This is a genomic window from Shewanella sp. SM29, from assembly GCF_025654245.1.
GTDB lineage: Bacteria > Pseudomonadota > Gammaproteobacteria > Enterobacterales > Shewanellaceae > Shewanella > Shewanella oncorhynchi.
Genome location: NZ_JAKKRN010000007.1, coordinates 53,080 through 72,757, shown reverse-complemented (window position 1 = coordinate 72,757; position 19,678 = coordinate 53,080). Strand labels below are relative to the sequence as shown.

Genomic DNA, 19,678 nt, shown 5'->3' with positions numbered 1-19,678 from the left:
ATCCAAATCAGTGCCAAATTACTGAATGCAACAATTTATTTACTTTTACTGTTCAGTTTAATTGTTTTACGTTAGTTTATGGCTTGCGCGTCGCTCAATTTGGCGCACGTAAAAGCAGGGGCAAATGAAGAGGAACCCGCATGAAATCCGCCGCAGAGCAGTTATCGACCTACAAAAGTGTGCATTTAAATCAGCGTAATATTCAGACCCATTTTATTGGCATCCCACTGATTATTTGGTCTGCTTTCCTGTTGTTGGCCACAGTGCGTATTCCGCTGGGCAGTATGGGGGAGACAAGTTTAGCAGTGATAGTCGGTATATTCGTGTTGGCCTATTATGTCCGTTTACACTTAAGGCTTTCAATGGGGCTCATATTATTCATGGTACCAGTGCTGCTCACGACTGAGTGGGCGGCACATATCGCCGGTGCCACTTGGCTTGCCCTAGGAGTATTTGTAGTGGGCTGGGTGTTCCAGCTAATTGGTCATCAATATGAAAAAGCCAAGCCTGCCTTTGTGGATGACTTAAATCAGCTATTAATTGGGCCATTTTTCTTAATGGCGGAAGTGTATTTTATGTTGGGTTTAGAAAAGGCGCTGAATGCCCAGATAACGCCAATGGCGCTTGAGAAGCGTCGTATGCTTGAGGCGAAAAAGTCTGCATAGCTTGGCTAGATAGTGAATTAGAGTAGATAGATTAGCGCTAAAGGTATAGCTCGGGGGAGCATCATCGCTTAGAGGGAATTGTCGGCCGGACCACATCTTAACTTGTGTGGTTCGGCCAATTTTTATACTCAAAATTGAGGATTAAACTCTAGGGGGATGATAATACAGCGGGATAATTCTCACTGTATTAATCATATTCTCTGACACATCAATTATCTCTAATGGATAACCTGCTAAACGTAAACTGGTATTCGCAGAAGGAATTTCCTCCAGATACTCCAGAATCAGACCATTGAGGGTTTTAGGGCCATCGGTGGGAAAGTTCCACTTCATTTCTTTATTCAAATCGCGGATCGTAATACCCGCATCAACTAAGTAGCTGCCATCTTGCTGGACCTTAATGTCTTCACTCGGGGTGGTCAACATAGAAGTGGTAAAGTCGCCGACAATCTCTTCGAGAATATCTTCGAGTGTTACTAGACCTTGAATATCACCATATTCATCAACGACTAAGCCGATGCGCTCTTTATTTTGTTGGAAGTTAGCTAGCTGCACATTGAGTGGCGTACCTTCTGGCACAAAGTAGAGTTCTTTCACCGCACGTAGCAAAGATGACTTGCTAAATTGCTCTTTAGATTGGAGGCGCAGGGCATCACGTAGATGAATAAAGCCCACTGCATCGTCTATGGTGTCGCGATACACTAACACTCGAGTATGTGGACTTTGGATCACCTGACGATTGATAACCTTAAATTCGTCATTGACGTTAATTCCGTAGATATCTGAGCGTGGCACCATAATATCTTCAACGGTGACTTTCTCTAAATCCAAGATAGATAACAGCATTTCTTGGTGGCGTCGGGGGATGAGTGCCCCTGCCTCATGTACCACAGTGCGCAACTCTTCTTGGCTTAGCGCATCGCTACTATTAACGGTTTTTATCCCCATCAAACGTAAGATGCCTGTGGTTATTAAATTAACGCTTGAGACAACATAGGCAAAGGTAGAGGAAAGTATAAGTAGCAGTATGCTAGAGGGAAAAGCAATACGCTCAGGATTTAGCGCGGCGATAGTTTTTGGCGTGACTTCAGCAAAAACGAGCACGACTAATGTAAGCACGCCAGTTGCAACAGCGACCCCTAAGTCGCCCCAAAGACGCATCCCAATGATAGTCGCAATAGCAGATGCGGAAATATTGACTAAGTTATTGCCAATTAAGATCAATCCAATCAAACGGTCAGGACGCTCAAGTAACTTCAAAGCTCTAATCGCCCCTTTATGGCCATTGTTGGCTAAGTGGCGTAGACGGTAACGGTTGAGAGTCATCATTGCGGTTTCTGAGCCTGAAAAATAGGCAGAGAATAGGATAAGCACTAGTAAAACGATCAGGAGTGCGCTTGTCGATATAGCGTCCAAAAAAGGCTCCAATGTGGCCAGTAAACTTAAGTAAATACCGACATTTAAAAAAAGTGTCAAGTCGGCCGCAGCAATAACTGCCCCAGCCGACATAAATGTTTAGTTGAGGATTAACTCTTTGACAATGCGCGCGCCAAAATATGCGAGCGAAAGTAAGGATGCGCCAGTCAGAGTATAAATGACTGCGGTACGAATTTTACAACCGACCCAATACTGTTGCCACAGCATAGTAATGTATACAAACCAAGCCATTATCGACAGAATTGCCTTATGACCTTTACCATCGGCGAACATATCTTCAAGGAAGATAAAACCAGTCGCGAGCGACAAACTGAGCAAGATAACGCCGATAATCACCAGATGATAAAGCTGTTTTTCAACTGTCATCAGCGGCGGAATGCCAGGGCTCAGCATAAATTGTTTTTTCTTCAGTTTATTTTGGATCATCGCCAGTTGTATCGCATACAGGGCGGCAATCATCAGGGCGCTGTAGGCCATGAGTGACAATACGACGTGGGCTAATACTTCAGGATAAAGCTCAAAATGCGTGATGAATTTAGGTGGCAATAACCAGAGTAGGGCAACCGAAAGCACTGAGCAGGCGTAAACCACGGGCACGACGACGATGACTTTCAGCCTGAACATCAATATCGTAAAAGTAAAAGCGATAATCCAGTTCACTAAGGAAATCACATTCGTCAGGCTAAAGTTTTGGCCATCTGTGGTGAAAATCACTTGTGATAATGCTGCGGCATGTAAAATAACCGCAATAGCGGCAAAACCTGCGACAGCACGGCGATTCGGACCGTCTGGGTGAAACAATCTACTCGTCACTAGTACCAATGCAATGCAATAAAAAAACATGGCTGAGGCAGAAAAGATGACCATGGGTAATTAACCTATTTGTGTAGTTAAAGGTGCCTTAAAAACGGGGCATACAGATCAATATTTTCCCTAGAATAACATGAGCAGTCGGCAAATGGGCAGTGACATGAGTTGCAAAATTTAGCAGATTCTTATTGTTAGGGTTAAATAGTGTGTCGATGACAATAAAACATGACTCAGCGCAAGTAAAACACTTAACCACAATCAAGATGGGTGCAGCAGTAGCATAATGCGCATGCATCGTTATAATACAGCCCATCAATCGAGATTCTTAAAGGTATAGAACAGGACGATGTTTGAGAACCTAACCGACAGACTGTCACGCACACTGAAAAATATCAGTGGCCGTGGTCGCTTAACTGAAGAAAACGTTAAGGAAACCCTGCGCGAAGTGCGTATGGCACTGCTGGAGGCCGATGTTGCCCTGCCTGTGGTGCGCGAATTCGTTAATAATGTAAAAGAACGTGCCGTTGGCCAAGAAGTCTCTAAAAGCTTAAGCCCAGGTCAAGCCTTTATTAAGATAGTTCAAAGTGAACTTGAAAAATCCATGGGTGAGGCGAATGAAGCCCTAGATTTAGCCACTCAGCCGCCAGCTGTGATTATGATGGCGGGTTTACAAGGTGCAGGTAAAACCACCAGTGTGGCCAAACTGGGTAAATTTTTACGCGAACGCCATAAAAAATCGGTATTAGTCGTCAGTGCTGACGTTTATCGCCCCGCGGCGATTAAACAGCTTGAGACGTTAGCCCAAGAAGTGGCGGTGGAGTTTTTCCCATCGGACGTTAGCCAAAAGCCAATCGACATTGCGAAAGCGGCGATTGCCCACGCTAAATTAAAGTTTATCGATGTGGTGATCCTCGATACCGCGGGTCGTCTGCATGTCGACGAAGCCATGATGGACGAGATCAAAGGCTTACACGCAGCGGTCAAGCCTATCGAGACCTTGTTCGTTGTTGATGCTATGACAGGTCAAGATGCGGCGAACACGGCTAAGGCGTTTAACGAAGCTTTACCACTGACAGGGGTGATTTTAACCAAAGTCGATGGTGATGCGCGCGGTGGTGCGGCGTTATCGATTCGCCACATTACGGGCAAGCCGATTAAATTCCTCGGTGTGGGTGAAAAGACCGACGCGTTAGAGCCATTCCATCCAGACCGTATTGCCTCACGCATTTTGGGCATGGGCGATGTGTTATCGCTTATCGAAGAAGTTGAGCGCGGCGTCGATAAAGAAAAGGCCATGAAGCTGGCTTCGAAAGTGAAGCAAGGTGGCAGTTTCGATTTAGAAGATTTCCGTGAGCAGTTACAGCAAATGAAAAACATGGGCGGCATGATGAATATGCTGGAAAAACTGCCCGGTGTCGGTCAATTGCCCCCTGAAGCCTTAGCGCAAATCCAAGACGGCAAGATGACAGGCCAAATGGAAGCCATCATTAATTCGATGACTTCCAAGGAGCGTAAGAACCCTGATTTAATCAAGGGCTCACGCAAACGTCGCATCGCAGCTGGTTCTGGCACGCAAATTCAAGATGTAAACCGTTTATTGAAACAGTTTACTCAAATGCAAAAGATGATGAAAAAAATGTCTGCTAAGGGCGGCATGCAAAAAATGATGCGCGGAATGCGCGGCATGATGCCGCCAGGAATGAAGTTTCCGGGACGTTAATCGGGCATTTTTAGTTAAACTTAGCACTTTATCAGTCGGTTGACTCTGGCAACAATGAACCGCTTACTGAGGGCACAGGCGTAATAATCGCCATCTTTGGTTGCATTCGTTGGAAAGTCAGGTAAAATCTTCCGGCTTTCTATCTGGGACTCTTCGCGAACACGGGGTTCCAGTTTTTATTTTTGCTTCAAGCAAATCATTAGAGGATTGAAAACGCATGGTTACCATTCGTTTAGCTCGTGGCGGCGCAAAAAAGCGTCCATTTTACAACATCGTTGTTGCTGATAGCCGTAACGCTCGTGACGGTCGTTTCATCGAGCGTGTTGGTTTCTTCAACCCATTGGCCCGTGGCCAAGAAGAAACTTTACGTTTAGACCTAGCTCGCGTTGAGCACTGGGTTTCTAACGGTGCAGCTGCTACAGAACGTGTAGCAAAACTGATCAAAGACGCTCGTAAAGCAACAGCTTAATAGCGTTAAGGTATAGATTGATGAGCAGTAACCAACAGCCAGTCGTACTGGGGAAATTAGGCTCCTGTCATGGCATTAAAGGTTGGCTGAAAATCACCGCCTATACCGATTCTGTTGAAGGTATCTTTGACTATTCACCTTGGCTTATTAAAGAAAATGGTGAGTGGCGCGAAATAAAGGTCACCCAGTGGCGTTATCAAGGCAAGGCTGTTGTTGCCTTACTTGATGGCGTAGAAACACGGGAGCAAGCGCAAATGCTCACAAATTGTGAGATTGCGATTTTGCCGGAACAGATGAACGATTTGCCAGCAGATGAATTCTACTGGCGTGATCTCATCGGTTGCGAAGTGGTCAATACAACAGGCTATAACATGGGAATTGTCGATCAGATCGTGGAAACAGGATCGAACGACGTATTACTCGTTAAAGCCAACGCTAAAGATAGTTTCGGCAAAGTGGAACGTATGATCCCCTTTGTCCCTGAGCAGTTCATCAAAACGGTGGATCTGCAAGGTAAACAGATTTTAGTGGATTGGGATCCTGACTTCTAAGTCGAGGTACAACAGATGTGGTTAGGGGTAATAACCCTGTTCCCAGAGATGTTCCGTGCCGTGACAGACTTTGGTGTTACGGGTCGAGCCGTGAAAAACGGCCTGCTCGAGTTGCACACGTGGAATCCCCGTGATTTCACCCATGATAGACATAATACGGTAGATGACAGGCCTTACGGCGGTGGTCCCGGAATGTTGATGATGGTGCAACCCTTGCGCGATGCCATCCATGCAGCGAAAGCCGCAGCGGGTGAAGGTGCTAAGGTGATTTACTTGTCACCTCAAGGACGCAAGCTGGACCAGCAAGGCGTCACTGAGTTGGCTCAATCATCACGTTTGATTTTGGTCTGTGGTCGATACGAAGGTATTGACGAACGCATCATTCAAACGGAAGTGGATGAAGAGTGGTCGATAGGGGATTACGTGCTTTCGGGCGGCGAATTACCGGCGATGACTCTGATAGATTCAGTATCGAGATTGGTTCCTGGCGTGCTAGGAAAACAAGCTTCGGCGGAGCAAGATTCTTTCTCCGACGGTTTACTGGATTGTCCACATTACACTCGCCCTGAAAGCTTGGATGGTCTTGACGTACCGGCAGTGCTGCTAAGTGGCAACCACGAACAAATTAGACTCTGGCGTTTACAGCAAAGCCTTGGTAGGACTTTACTTAGACGGCCAGAATTATTGCAAAATCTAGCTCTGACTGACGAACAAACGACTCTATTAGCGCAGTTCGTTGAAGCAATGAACAAGCATGCTTAGTCGTAGCTCAGTTAATTCTAGAACGGAGTAAGTTATGAACAACATCATTAAAATGCTCAACGATGAGCAAATGAAACAAGACGTACCTGCATTTGGTGCTGGTGATACAGTAGTCGTTCAGGTTCGTGTTAAAGAAGGCGATAAAGAGCGTTTACAGGCTTTTGAAGGCGTTGTAATTGCTAAGCGTAACCGTGGTCTGCACTCTGCATTCACAGTACGTAAAATCTCTAATGGCGAAGGTGTTGAGCGTGCTTTCCAAACGCACAGCCCACTGATCGCTAGCATTGAAGTTAAGCGTCGTGGTCGCGTTCGTCGCGCCAAACTGTACTATCTGCGTGATCGTTCAGGTAAATCTGCACGTATCCGTGAGAAGCTGGCAACTAAGTAATAGTTACCGCTACAGAAAACAAGACGTAGTGTTCGCACAGAAAACCGCCCTCGTGGCGGTTTTTTGTTGCTGTTTTTTGAGTATTTATACTTGATCTAAAGAGAATGAACAGGCATAGTGGTCGCCTAATTGTAATGGTGTAGCATTACAAAAGTACATTGCGATAGATTTACGCTATTTTTCTTCCGAAATGAATGCCCAAGCTGACTTGAAGTCCTGCTTCGACAACTGGGTTAAACACTAAGTCTTAGGTGGTAAGCATGCAACAAGATACGATTAACAACGTACACATCAGTTCAGAGAAAGTCTTAATCACGCCGCAAGAGCTTAAAAATGCCTTGCCACTCTCTGAGCATGCTTATCGTTATATCCTCAATGCCCGCAAAACCGTGGCTGATATCGTCCATAAGCGCGACAATCGAGTATTGATCGTCACTGGCCCTTGCTCCATCCATGATATCGCCGCCGCTAAGGAATACGCTTTAAGGCTTAAAACTCTGCACGATGAACTCAGTGATGAGTTTTACATCTTAATGCGAGTCTATTTTGAAAAGCCGCGTACCACGGTAGGTTGGAAGGGCATGATCAACGATCCCGATATGGATGAATCCTTCGATGTCGAAAAAGGCCTGAAAATGGCCCGTGAGCTGATGATTTGGTTGGCTGAGTTAGGACTGCCTGTTGCCACCGAAGCACTCGATCCTATCAGTCCTCAGTACATTTCTGAGCTTGTCACTTGGTCTGCCATTGGCGCTCGCACCACTGAATCGCAGACCCATAGAGAAATGGCATCGGGTCTTTCTATGCCGGTGGGCTTTAAAAATGGCACCGATGGTAAGCTCGATGTAGCGATTAATGCGCTAAAATCGGCGGCCAGTAGCCACAGATTTATGGGCATAAACCAACAGGGCCAAGTCGCATTATTGCAAACTGCAGGTAATCCCGATGGCCATGTGATTTTACGCGGTGGTGCAACGCCCAACTATGATGCGGCGAGTGTGGCAGAGTGTGAAACGCAGCTCCATAAAGCCAAACTCAATGCACGTTTGATCATCGATTGCAGCCATGGCAATTCATCCAAAGACTACAGCCGCCAAAAGCCTGTCTGTGAAAATGTGTTCGAGCAGATTTTTAACGGCAATAAGTCGATTATTGGCGTCATGCTAGAAAGTCATTTAAATGAAGGCAATCAAAGTTGTGATAGGCCATTAAGCGAGCTAGCTTACGGTGTTTCTGTAACAGATTCTTGTATTAGTTGGGAAAAAACAGAAACCATTTTACGGGAAGGCGCAGCGAAGTTATCTTCAATACTTCCAACGCGTTTCGATATGCTTAAAGTAGCTAACGCTTAAATTAGTTACAGCTTAATGGACTCAGGTATGAATGAAAAAACAACGGCCGAATTAGAACACCTTCGCGGCCTGATTGATGGTGTTGATCAGCAATTACTGCACTTACTGCGTAAGCGCTTGGATCTCGTGGCGCAAGTGGGCACGGTGAAACACGGCGCCGGTTTACCTATTTATGCACCTCAGCGTGAAGCAGCCATGCTGGCTAAACGCCGTGAAGAAGCAAAAACTATGGGAATCGAGCCGCAGTTGATCGAAGATATTTTGCGTCGCTTGATGCGTGAGTCTTATCTCAATGAAAAAGATGTTGGCTTTAAGCAAGTTAAAAAAGATCTCGGCTCAGTGGTGATTGTCGGCGGTAAAGGGCAACTCGGTGGACTGTTCTCACAAATGCTGACCTTATCTGGCTACCAAGTGAATCTGCTCGATAAAGATGATTGGCAGCAAGCGGATAACCTATTTGCCGATGCGGGGATGGTGTTAGTGACTGTGCCGATTGCGATTACTTGCGAGCTTATTCGTGAAAAACTGACCCAATTACCAGCCGACTGCATTCTGGCGGATTTGACCTCCATCAAGACTGAGCCAGTTAAAGCCATGCTTGAGGCGCATTCTGGTCCCGTCGTTGGTTTTCATCCTATGTTTGGCCCTGATGTGGGCAGTCTGGCGAAGCAAGTCGTGGTGGTGTGTCATGGTCGCTCGCCGGAAAAATACCAGTGGTTGCTTGAGCAGATCGCCATTTGGGGGGCGCGGATTGTCGAAGCAGAACCAGAGCGTCACGACAATGCGATGCAGCTAGTGCAGGCAATGCGTCACTTCTCGACCTTTGTGTATGGTTTGAATCTGTGTAAGGAAGAGGCAGATATCGATACTTTACTGCAATTTAGCTCGCCGATTTACCGATTAGAATTGGCTATGGTAGGGCGCTTATTCGCCCAAAGCCCAGAGCTTTACGCCGATATTATTTTTGCCCAGCAAGATAGCCAGCATGCTATTGGTGATTATTTAGATAACTACCGTGAAGCGTTAGAGCTACTAAAACGGGGTGACAGGAACGAGTTTATTAAGCAGTTCCAAAGTGTCGCCAAATGGTTTGGGGATTTTGCACCTCAATTCCAGCGTGAAAGCCGTATTATGCTGCAGTCGGTTAATGATATGAAAACCAATTAATAAATAAACAGTTACTTTTTAAAACGCCCATCATTGATGGGCGTTTTTTTATGGATTTTTAACAGTTCACATTGTATTAATTAGCAATTGCTTAAGGTGATCTTTCTCTAACATTTAGCATCTCACTTTAGAAATGACTGTCGCTTATGGCACGTTTAGGTAGACTAGTTTTAAACATGCAAAAATAAAGCATGAATTTAAATTAGGAGTCTATCCATGTTCTGTATTCAGTGTGAGCAAACCATTCGTACACCCGCTGGCAATGGTTGTAGTTATTCCCAAGGTATGTGTGGCAAGTTGGCGGCAACGTCCGATCTGCAAGACTTGCTGATTTACATGCTACAAGGCGTGTCTGTATATGCGGTTAAAGCTCGCGAGCTGGGCATTATCGATGCTGAAATTGATAGTTTTGTGCCTAAAGCCTTTTTCGCGACCCTCACCAACGTCAACTTCGATGATGAGCGCATTATGGCCTATACCCAGCAGGCGGCTAAGTATCGTGCTCAGTTAAAAGCTTCTTACGAAGCGGCTTGTGAACAAGCCGGTATTGCTGCTGAGCAAGTGCCGCAAGTCGCTCAGTTAGTGCTGGGGACCAGTAAGATTGAAATGCTAGCGCAGGCGCCGATTGCACTGCTGAATAAAGATAAGCATGAAGTTCATGAAGACATCATGGGATTGAGGTTATTGTGTTTATATGGCCTTAAGGGCGCAGCTGCTTATATGGAGCATGCTCGCGTGTTGGATCAGACTGATGCTGATGTGGCAGGGCGCTTCCATGAAATCATGTCTTTCTTAGGTGAGCCGAGTGTAGATGGCGATAAGCTGTTTACTACGGCTATGGACATAGGTCAGTTGAACTACCGCATAATGGCAATGCTGGATGCGGGTGAAACTCAGGCCTTTGGTCATCCTGAGCCAACTGTGGTCAACACTAAGTCAGTTAAGGGCAAAGCCATACTAGTCTCTGGCCATGACATGAAGGATTTAGAGCTTATTCTCGAGCAGACTGTAGGCAAGGGTATCAATGTGTTTACCCACGGTGAAATGCTTCCTGCACTGGCGTATCCAGCCTTTAAAAAATATGCACATCTTGTCGGAAATTACGGCAGTGCTTGGCAGAATCAACAGCAAGAATTTGCCAATTTCCCTGGTGCTGTGGTGATGACATCTAACTGTATTATCGATCCAAATGTGGGTAGTTATAGTGATCGTATCTTTACTCGCAGCATAGTGGGTTGGCCTGGTGTGGTGCATATCGAAGGAGATGATTTCTCGGCTGTCATTGATAAAGCGTCAGCCTTAGAAGGCTTTATCTATGATGAAATCCCACACACTATCACTATTGGTTTTGCCCGTAATGCCTTGATGGCCGCAGCGCCCGCCGTGGTTGAAAATGTGAAGAGTGGTGCGATTAAGCATTTCTTCCTTGTTGGCGGTTGCGATGGCGACAAAGCCGACAGAAGCTACTTCACTGAACTTGCTAAATCCACACCTAAGGATTCAATAATCCTGACGCTAGGCTGTGGTAAGTACAAATTCAATAAGCTCGAATTTGGTGACATTAACGGTATTCCACGTTTGCTCGATGTGGGCCAATGTAACGATGCCTATTCAGCGATTCAGTTAGCGATTGCATTAGCTGAAGTGTTTGAATGTGATATCAATGAATTACCTCTGAGCTTAGTGCTTTCTTGGTTTGAGCAAAAAGCCATTGTAGTACTGCTGACACTGTTGTCACTTGGCGTTAAAAATATTCGAACAGGCCCGACGCCACCTGCGTTCCTGACGGCCAATTTAGCCAAAATTTTGGAAGATAAGTTTGGCTTGCGTAATACCACGACAGTCGAAGCCGATTTAAAAAATATGTTAAACGTGGCTTAAATCAACCAAGAATTGTTGCTGAACTGCGGTTTTGGCTTGTTTACTGAGGCCGCAGTGTTTTGTGGGTAAATGCTATGAACATGAGTGTGATAGCGGGAGCGCGGGCATTATCGGTTTCGCCCCATAAACCTGGAAGTGTTAATCAATTAGTGTGCGTCGAACGCTGGAATGAAACCTCGGATGTTGTGAGTTTTCGTTTTCAAGCAGGCGAGCCGATGAAGTTTGACTATAAACCCGGTCAGTTTATGACCTTTGTGCTTGAGATTAATGGCGAGCAAGTGTGCCGCAGTTATACCTTGTCATCATCGCCATCTAGGCCCTATTCCTTGATGGTGACGATTAAGCGTGTTGCGGGTGGACTCGTATCTAATTATCTTATCGACAATCTATTACTCGGCCAGAGTGTACGAGTGCTGCCGCCCGCGGGGCAATTTAATCTGTTTGATATTGCTCGGCTAAGCCATACACAGCCAGAGACTGAAAAGTTAGATGCTAATCTGTTAGCTATAACGGTGCAGAAATACCTTTTTTTGAGTGCTGGTTGCGGTATTACCCCCATGTACTCTATGTCGCGTTATCTGACTGATACGCAAATTGGTGCTGATATTGCTTTTGTGCACAGTGCGCGATCAGAGAATGATATTATTTTTAAGTCATCATTGGCGACTATGGCCAACCGTTTTAATACATTTAAGCTCAGCTATGCACTTGAGACTGTCACTGAAACACTGGGGTGTTCACCAAAGATAGCATTCGATTTCGGACGGTTAAGTGCACAGATGCTACAAACCTTAGTACCTGATTTTGCAGAGCGTACTATCTACCTTTGTGGGCCAGAACCTTATATGCAAGCGGTAAAAGCCTTATTGGTCGAACTCAATTTTGATATGGGTCGGTTATACCATGAGAGTTTTGCCACGGCCGAGAAAGTTGCCCGCAGTCAGCTTATGCAAGCAAACTCGTCAGATGGAACGAGTGAAAACCCACCAGAAGTGGCTTTCGCCTTGTCTATTGGCGATCGAAGCACGACGCTAAATCAAGGGCAAAGTCTGCTTGAGGGAATTGAGGCGGAAGGGTTGCCGATTATTGCGGCCTGTCGTTCGGGCGTTTGCGGCGCGTGTAAGTGTCAAGTCTTGGAAGGAGAAACAGTATCCACGAGCGTGATGACACTGACTGCTGCAGAAATTGAGGCCGGTTTTGTACTCGCTTGCTCCACAACATTAGCATCCGACGTGACACTTAAACTTTAACGTGCTGCTAATTAGCGTCATTTACTTATGACTTATTTTTAAATGGATGGAAATATTTCTAATCCTTAGTTGCGCTTATCTCAGTGAGAACGTAAGGTTAATGACAAGGGCGTATGATGTTTGCGCCCAGTCTATTAGTCTGGCTGGAGTCTCTCAATGACAATGACAACCACTTATGCCGCAAAAATTGAAGACCGTACTCTGGGACATTTGTTGTACGCCTTGATGTCGGGTTTTCCCTTATTATTACTTCCCGTGCTGCTAAGTTTGTTCATTAATGTTTCCCAACGCCAATTCCATGGTAATCCATTATTGGCGTCGCATTTACGTTGGCAACGGCATTCTAATCTCGCTTTTCTTGGCTTGCTAGTGCTTGGCTATTGCGTTCCACTGACTTGGCTCAGTCTTTCGATTTATCTCTTTGGGATCATTTGGTTTTGCCACAGGATCATTAAAGGGTGGTTAAGTCTATTGGATGGTTTAGAAATCTAAACTTGTGCTAGAGTCTCTAAATTGATGATTTTTAGAGGCTCTTATGTCCAGCTACCAAATTTTGTGTGTCCTCTGCGCGTTGGCGCTAGTGACTTCGGTTATCTCCTCTCGCGTCCATAAACTGCAGGAAACTGTTGCCATTACTGCTATTGCCCTAGGAATGAGTTTGTTGTTGCTCCTTGGGGGAAAGGCTTTAGGTGGGGACGTTTATGTGTATTTTGTCTCTGGCTTAGAGAAACTCGATTTTCAAGCTTTACTGCTCAATGGCATGCTCGGTTTTTTACTCTTTGCCGGCGCATTACAAATCCGCTTAAAAATACTGAGGCATCAAAAGTGGGAGATCCTAATCCTTGCTTTTATAAGCACCTTATTGTCGACATTTATTATAGGTGGGCTGTTATTTTGGTTCGCGCCTATGCTGGGTCTCACGCTACAATTCAGCCACTGCTTACTGTTCGGCGCCTTGATTTCGCCCACCGATCCTATCGCTGTTTTGGCTATTTTAAAGAAAATGGGTGCGCCGGAAGATATTGCGATTCAAGTAGAAGGAGAATCTTTATTTAACGATGGCATAGGGTTAGTGATTTTTGTGGCAATATCGCAATTGGCTTTCTCCACCGAGCCACTGACGTTTATCCATATCTCTGAGTTATTTATTCGTGAGGCTGTAGGTGGGGTTATTTACGGTGGCGTGCTTGGTTTTCTGCTGCATCATTTTTTCCGCTACTGCGAGGAAGAAACGCAATTAATGCTGGTTACCCTGCTGATCCCAACCGCGGGATATGTCATGGCGGATGTGCTTGGTGTTTCTGGTCCTTTAGCTATGGTGAGTGCGGGGATCATCATAGGAAATTTCAGCGTGCCTAAGTTTTTTGCTCGCAACGAGCGAGTGAAACTATTTACTTTTTGGTCGCTGATTGAATCCTTCTTTAATGCCTTACTCTTCCTATTGCTTGGTTTATTACTTTTGTTAGTCACTTTTAAAGCGCCATTGTGGTGGTTTATGTTTGTGGCTATACCAATAGTCTTGTTGGCGCGTGCAATGAGTGTGTTATTACCTTATTTGGGCTTTCGATTGTTTAAGTCATACAACCCCTATGCAGAGACGATTTTGATTTGGGGTGGTTTAAGGGGAGGATTAGCCCTCGCTATGGCGATGAGTTTGCCTGAGGGTATCGTCATAGATGCTATTGGTGGTGTAGATCTGCGGGAGTTGTTGTTAGTGATGACCTATGCCGTCGTCGTATTTTCGATTCTAGTGCAGGGCTCTACTATGACAGGGCTTATCCGTAGGAGTAATGCCGTTACTGAACCATCGAGTGCTGTTGGCTCTTATTAAAATGCATAAAGGCTCACTGCGCTGCAATACTAAACAATATTAAGCCTGCTAGTCATCACACTGGCTAGCAAGCTTGTCTGAGTCAATTAGGGATAAAAGAAGCCTCATTTATCCCTTAACACATTTCGAACTAACCACATTTCACTTTAAATTAAATCACTCAAGATCAAAGCTTTAGTTCGCCCGATATAATTCCCGTACCACAGCGCTTATTAAGTTAAGCGACTCATGGTCATCACTGCTAGCTAGTGGACAATTGAGTATCAATCCATCCACTTTAAGCTGTTTAATTCCTTGTGTTTGAACCAATAGGGCATCATCTGATACGGCATAACTTGGGTTGATTAAAATCGGCAAATGGCTCGTGGCTTTAATCTGGATCAGACTCGCTAAATCGAGTGAAGGTAGATTGGCGTTATTTAAGGTTCTAATGCCTGAGTCACACAGAACCAGTTGCTGATTGCCTTGGCTTAAAATGACTTCTGTTGCCGTGAGTAATTCTTCAAAACTTGCCATATCGTTACGCTCAAGTATTAAAGGTATCGGTAGGGTTCCTGCTTGAGTCAGTAAGGTTTGATTAAACATCTGCTTGCCAGCGAGGAATAACATATCGGCGTGCTGGACTGCTAATGGCATATCGGCTTCTTGCGCTATGGCAATAATGCACACTAGGCCATATTGATGCAGGATTTGGCGTAGTTTAGCGAGAGTAATTTCTGCCATAGTCAGTTGATTAACAGCGCTGAGTAAAACGGCTTGGAATCCCGCTTCTTTAAGCTGCTTCACTTGCTGCTCGAAAGCCGATAATGCTAAATGTGAAATGTCATTATTCAGTGTGATTTGGGCTATGGCACCGACATGCCCTGCACCGATTGTCATTGCACCGCAGTTGATCTCACTAGCTTGCTCTTTATAGGCTTTGCTATATCTAACTGGGCTGGTCTTTGCTCCATTCTCGCTGATGACTTGATCCTTAGAGGTGCTAGGTTCAATCAGTAACTGGCTGTTGCTTAGCTGCGTGGGCTTGACTGTTTCGCAAGGATAACAGCCTAATACTTTGATAAAACGGGTGATCCGCTCAAGTTGCTTTAAACCCGCCTGCATAGATTCACTGGAGATATTCGCATCGATATCCAAATAGAACATCTCTTCCCAAGGTGTCCCAGGAATCGGGCGTGACTCTAATTTACTCATGTTTAACTGATGCGCTTTTAGAACCAGTAAGGCTTCCACTAAAGCACCGGCTTTTTGGCCTGTTGCCATGATCAATGTAGTCTTAGCGGGTAACTGCTCTGGTACGGCAACGGCTTTGCGGGCAACAACGATAAAGCGACTTTGGTTGATTTTTTGATTCGCTAAACCTGCTTCTATGGACTCAAGTTGATAGAGTGCACCACCTTCGGCGCTGCCAATCGCTGCTGCACTGTTATCTGGACTTTGGTTTACCTTTTCCATTGCTTCTGCGCTGCTTGAGCAGTACTCCAGTCTCAAGTCTTTGTGTTGAGTTAAATATCTGCTGCATTGACTAATAGGCTGAGGGTGGGCATAGACAGTTTTGATATCAGCTAATTTACAGCCAGCTTTTCCTAGTAGGCAATGGCTGACTTCAATCGTTGTTTCGCCAACAATCGACAGACTGGTGTGCTGTAGCACGTCGTAGACTTCGTTGATTGAACCTGAAGATGTGTTCTCAATCGGCAGGAAACCATAATCAGCATGTCCAGACTCAACGGCTTGCACTATTTCATCGAAACTTTGGCAACCTAAGTCCAGCATTTCAACTTGGCGACGTTGGCAATAGCGTGTAGCTGCGAGATAAGAGTATGAACCTCTAGCACCGAGGTAAGCGATACAATACTGTTGTTTTTGTGTCTCTGGATTGGCGCGGCCGTGAAGGTAAGCTTGTTGATTCAATACTGAATCTTCAATGATGCTCTGGTAAAGGGAGATAACATAGTGGGCATCTAATCCTTTCTCTCTGCCTTCTTTCACGAGTCGAGCGAGCAGTTCTTTTTCCCTTTGAGTATCTCTGATGGGTCTGACATCTACTTCTTTGCTACGGGCTACTTCTAAACTTAAGCGACGGCGCTCAGCGAGTAATGCCAGCAGTTCATTATCCAGATGGGTGATCTGCTCTCGGGTTTGATTTAAAGGCTGTGGTGTATGCATTCTGACCTCAATTGCCGCCATGTATTTTATCAATCGTTTAAGACAAAAAAGCCTCCCAGTTGGGAGGCTTTGGATTTTTACTTTCGTTTTTACACAGTAAATCCGCCTCCTAGAGTGGGGGTGTAAAAAAGAAAGTAAAAAAAGCTGCTGTTATCATTTTCATGGTCTTAAAACTAAAGGGCTAGGGCTTAGCTGTCAATCAAAACTTTCTTAAAGGTAATCTAAAAAAAGCGCACCCGAGGGTGCGCTGGTTTGGTTCAAGTATGTATATATGGTCAAGCGAGTTTATCCTCCTTATGGTCAGTGTGGGACAAGGTAACACATTCGTTTATCTTACATTTACGTGTAACAGTAAAACGTTGACAACTCACTAGATAACGACTTGCATTTACAATGAACATTAACAAGTACTTTATGCGGCATAGCGTATAACCTTGAAACTATGCAGTTTGCAGTACCAGCGAACTTACGTTGACATGTCTTGCACTTATATTTTAACAATTAACACTTGCATGGAGCTATAACATTAAAAACTAACACTAACAAAACGAACATTTAAAAATAAACGATTTACGGCTCATTGGTTGTACTAGGTACATTTTGCTGTAAGAACAGCTTAGCCTTGTCACGCGTTTAGGTCTTGCTACTTACATTATTACCATTATTACCATTATTACCATTATTACCATTATTACCATTATTACCATTATTACTTTTTAATTTAAAACCTAACATGTTAATACATGGAGCGTATAAAAAGCTCTCATTTACTGTTATTACAATTTTCGTCAAGTCTAGATTTCCTCCTTTTTAGTTGATAAGTAAACATTATTTAAGGTGTCTGTAAATATCAAAACTCAACTAATGGTAAACGTTAACACATTACATAAATAAACATTTATACGATTTACAGTTTTTACTATACAAATAACACTAAGTAAACTAATGACTTTTAATCAAACCAACGTATTGCACTTACATTAAACACTTACATTAAATCACACGCTAAAAACGCTAACTAACATATCAGTATAAATATGACTCTCTTCATATAACTAATCTACATCTCTACATCTAACTAAACGTGACAGTTGTTACCTCATTTATCTCAGTGTTTAGCAATCATTGGTGCCGGCCCATTTTACAATAAACGCTTTTATTCATGTAGCTTTTGTAAATGTGATTTTTGTTTATGTTTACCTGAGCCTCCATTGTGGATATAAAAAATTTGATAGTTAAAGATTTTGCTAATGTACTCGTTGTACTGTACTCGGCTCCTTATGTTAACTCTGGTATTCAGCAATGCCGCCTGTTTCTGGTGGTCATCCTGATATTGGGTACAAAATTGAGTACTGCTTTTAGTGAATGCCAACATACTTGATTGTTTCTAAAATCAAATTGTTCGCTCTTGTGTTGCCTCCTTTCCAAACTTGCTATTGAAAGTGGAACCTAGTTGAAAATAAAAATTGAACTTTTAAACGTAGAAATTATAAGTAAAATTAATCATTAACAGTAAACCTTAGTACTTAAAACTATATAGCTTAGATTAGTAGTGCTCCTTAGTTATATCCAGTAACGTTACTTAGAACTTAAGATCTGTTAATCAATATTTGTAAATCAAAATTTAAAGTAAATCAACATTTGAAACGATTTAAATCCGCACCACTTCGATTCTTGCTGTCACTTTGTAAAGTGTAGTAGGTATTTAGTCAAAAGAACTGTTTTTTTCATCATTAAAATGATTGCACTAAGCTTTTGTAAAAACTGTGATCTGATTAAATATTTCTACTTTATTGCTCTCAAAGTGATGCGTTTCTCGCACTCACCAGATTTAAATTATGCCGCATCTTCCTCCTCGTACTCGTCGTCAATTTCAACAACATTATTAGTCGGTGTTAGTGATGTGGAGCGTTGAGCTTCAGGTTTGTGTGTTATGCGATTGAGCTGCTTCTCTAATTTTTGGCCCATAGCGTTAATCGCAGTATATAAATTTTCATGTTTTGCTTGAGCGAAGAGTTCTCCATTTGGGATGCCAACCGATGCTTCAATTTTGAAACCAGGTTTCTCCTCCGTAATGATTACATGGGGATTTATCATTTGCACATCATGCCTTGAAAGTTTTTCAAAACGGCTTTCAATGCGTTCGCGAATAGGAGATGTGACTTCAAGTTGCTTGCTAGTAATCTTTAGCATATTTCGAACCTTCTGTTGTTTCCTTGGATTTCAGATTACCAAGGTTCGCACTATAAAACGAGATGTAGATCACGTTTTTGTGCCCATTAGATACTGTTCGTTGGATATTTGATCACTTAGACAAATATCAATAATTCTTGGCCCAAAAGCCTTGTATTGCCAGCTAAATGGGGTCATATTCGATGGGATAACTCCGCAGTCTTTGCCCTTATTTACTTATATTTACTTTAAGTTTCATCCCGAATCCCGATAAAATACCTCTACTTATTCCATTCGGTCACTTTGAGTTTGCCCATTTTATGAATACTGAACACGTTAAAATTAAGGTCTGGGATTTACCCACGCGAATTTTCCATTGGGGCATGGTGTGTCTGTTGGCACTTTTATGGTGGAGTGCCGATGCGGGCGAAATGCAGTGGCATCAAATTTTTGCTTATAGTTTGCTGATCCTTATTGGATTTAGGATCCTCTGGGGGCTCATTGGTAGCGATACGGCAAGGTTTAGCCACTTTGTTCATCACCCCAAAGTTGTACTCGATTACTTGAGATCGATTCGAACTAAAGGGATGTCTGTGGTACTTGGACACAATCCTATCGGTGGCTATATGGTCATCGCGTTGATTGGGATCATTAGCCTTCAATTAGTTACAGGCCTTTTTGCGACCGATGATATTTTTACCGAAGGTCCGCTATATAGCTATGTCAGTTCAGATACCAGTGGATTTTTGACTTGGTTACACAAAACGAACTTTAACCTTATTCTCTTGCTGAGTGCCATTCATATACTGGCTGTGATTATTCATGCCATGAAAGGGGATAAGTTAGTTGGTGCTATGGTCAGTGGTTACAAGAAAGTCTCGAAGGTTGCTTTTTCATCAAGTGCGAAGAGCGAGCTTCGATTCAAGTCTGAGTGGCTTGCTTTAGTGCTGTTCACAGTATGCGCTGCTGTGGTCTTTGGCTATTTAATGTGGCCAATAGTGCAAGTTCTGTAGATTGATACTTAGTTTGGGAACATCAAAAAGCCTGCTATTTA

General features: G+C 43.9%; 17 protein-coding genes and 1 other annotated feature. Of the genes, 13 read left to right on the top strand and 4 right to left on the bottom strand.

Annotated features, from left to right (window positions below; genetic code table 11):
* Positions 1-140: 140 nt before the first annotated feature.
* Positions 141-665, top strand: coding sequence for a DUF962 domain-containing protein (locus tag L5L77_RS06760; RefSeq protein WP_131523031.1), 525 nt, complete (start codon positions 141-143; stop codon positions 663-665).
* Between the two features lie 141 nt (positions 666-806).
* Here the strand turns inward: L5L77_RS06760 and L5L77_RS06755 are convergent, their stop codons facing one another.
* A complete protein-coding gene (locus L5L77_RS06755) occupies positions 807-2,081 on the bottom strand; it encodes an HlyC/CorC family transporter (protein WP_113940661.1) in 1,275 nt (424 codons plus the stop codon).
* 99 nt (positions 2,082-2,180) lie between these two features.
* Complete coding sequence (locus tag L5L77_RS06750) at positions 2,181-2,969, bottom strand: inner membrane protein YpjD (RefSeq protein WP_028760813.1); 789 nt, start codon at positions 2,967-2,969, stop codon at positions 2,181-2,183.
* Between the two features lie 289 nt (positions 2,970-3,258).
* Between L5L77_RS06750 and ffh the strand changes: the two genes are divergently transcribed.
* The 11 genes from ffh to L5L77_RS06695 all read left to right on the top strand — a co-directional run bounded on the left by ffh (position 3,259) and on the right by L5L77_RS06695 (position 14,283).
* A complete protein-coding gene (ffh, locus tag L5L77_RS06745; RefSeq protein ID WP_006080787.1) occupies positions 3,259-4,632 on the top strand; it encodes a signal recognition particle protein in 1,374 nt (457 codons plus the stop codon).
* A gap of 217 nt (positions 4,633-4,849) precedes the next feature.
* Complete coding sequence (gene rpsP / locus L5L77_RS06740) at positions 4,850-5,101, top strand: 30S ribosomal protein S16 (RefSeq protein ID WP_006080788.1); 252 nt, start codon at positions 4,850-4,852, stop codon at positions 5,099-5,101.
* Positions 5,102-5,121: 20 nt separating this feature from the next.
* Positions 5,122-5,652 (top strand): ribosome maturation factor RimM, encoded by a 531-nt coding sequence (gene rimM / locus L5L77_RS06735; RefSeq protein WP_006080789.1) that lies wholly within the window; start codon positions 5,122-5,124, stop codon positions 5,650-5,652.
* 15 nt (positions 5,653-5,667) lie between these two features.
* A complete protein-coding gene (gene trmD / locus L5L77_RS06730; RefSeq protein WP_028760810.1) occupies positions 5,668-6,414 on the top strand; it encodes a tRNA (guanosine(37)-N1)-methyltransferase TrmD in 747 nt (248 codons plus the stop codon).
* A gap of 34 nt (positions 6,415-6,448) precedes the next feature.
* Complete coding sequence (gene rplS / locus L5L77_RS06725; protein WP_006080791.1) at positions 6,449-6,802, top strand: 50S ribosomal protein L19; 354 nt, start codon at positions 6,449-6,451, stop codon at positions 6,800-6,802.
* 260 nt (positions 6,803-7,062) lie between these two features.
* Positions 7,063-8,154, top strand: a complete 1,092-nt coding sequence (locus tag L5L77_RS06720) for a 3-deoxy-7-phosphoheptulonate synthase (protein ID WP_263146076.1) — start codon at positions 7,063-7,065, stop codon at positions 8,152-8,154.
* 27 nt (positions 8,155-8,181) lie between these two features.
* Positions 8,182-9,321 carry a bifunctional chorismate mutase/prephenate dehydrogenase gene (tyrA, locus tag L5L77_RS06715; RefSeq protein WP_113940659.1) on the top strand — a complete coding sequence of 380 codons (1,140 nt, stop codon included), beginning with the start codon at positions 8,182-8,184 and terminating at the stop codon, positions 9,319-9,321.
* 216 nt (positions 9,322-9,537) lie between these two features.
* Positions 9,538-11,202 (top strand): hydroxylamine reductase, encoded by a 1,665-nt coding sequence (hcp, locus tag L5L77_RS06710; protein WP_263184797.1) that lies wholly within the window; start codon positions 9,538-9,540, stop codon positions 11,200-11,202.
* 74 nt (positions 11,203-11,276) lie between these two features.
* Positions 11,277-12,452, top strand: a complete 1,176-nt coding sequence (locus L5L77_RS06705; RefSeq protein WP_263184796.1) for a hybrid-cluster NAD(P)-dependent oxidoreductase — start codon at positions 11,277-11,279, stop codon at positions 12,450-12,452.
* 156 nt (positions 12,453-12,608) lie between these two features.
* The gene (locus L5L77_RS06700) at positions 12,609-12,944 is read left to right on the top strand and encodes a hypothetical protein (protein ID WP_105249849.1); all 336 of its coding nucleotides are present in this window, start codon (positions 12,609-12,611) and stop codon (positions 12,942-12,944) included.
* A 43-nt stretch (positions 12,945-12,987) separates the two neighbouring features.
* Entirely contained in the window at positions 12,988-14,283 is a 1,296-nt protein-coding gene (locus tag L5L77_RS06695; protein WP_263184795.1) for a cation:proton antiporter, read from the top strand.
* 174 nt (positions 14,284-14,457) lie between these two features.
* On the opposite strand, the gene L5L77_RS06690 is transcribed toward L5L77_RS06695, so the two are convergent.
* Both L5L77_RS06690 and hpf read right to left on the bottom strand, forming a co-directional pair.
* The gene (locus L5L77_RS06690) at positions 14,458-16,452 is read right to left on the bottom strand and encodes a chorismate mutase (RefSeq protein WP_263184794.1); all 1,995 of its coding nucleotides are present in this window, start codon (positions 16,450-16,452) and stop codon (positions 14,458-14,460) included.
* 41 nt (positions 16,453-16,493) lie between these two features.
* Positions 16,494-16,610 (bottom strand) — a sequence feature (Phe leader region).
* Between the two features lie 1,678 nt (positions 16,611-18,288).
* Complete coding sequence (gene hpf / locus L5L77_RS06685; protein ID WP_105249847.1) at positions 18,289-18,645, bottom strand: ribosome hibernation-promoting factor, HPF/YfiA family; 357 nt, start codon at positions 18,643-18,645, stop codon at positions 18,289-18,291.
* Between the two features lie 299 nt (positions 18,646-18,944).
* Here hpf and L5L77_RS06680 point away from each other — a divergent pair, with 299 nt between their 5' ends.
* A complete protein-coding gene (locus L5L77_RS06680) occupies positions 18,945-19,637 on the top strand; it encodes a cytochrome b/b6 domain-containing protein (RefSeq protein WP_263184793.1) in 693 nt (230 codons plus the stop codon).
* Positions 19,638-19,678 lie beyond the last annotated feature (41 nt).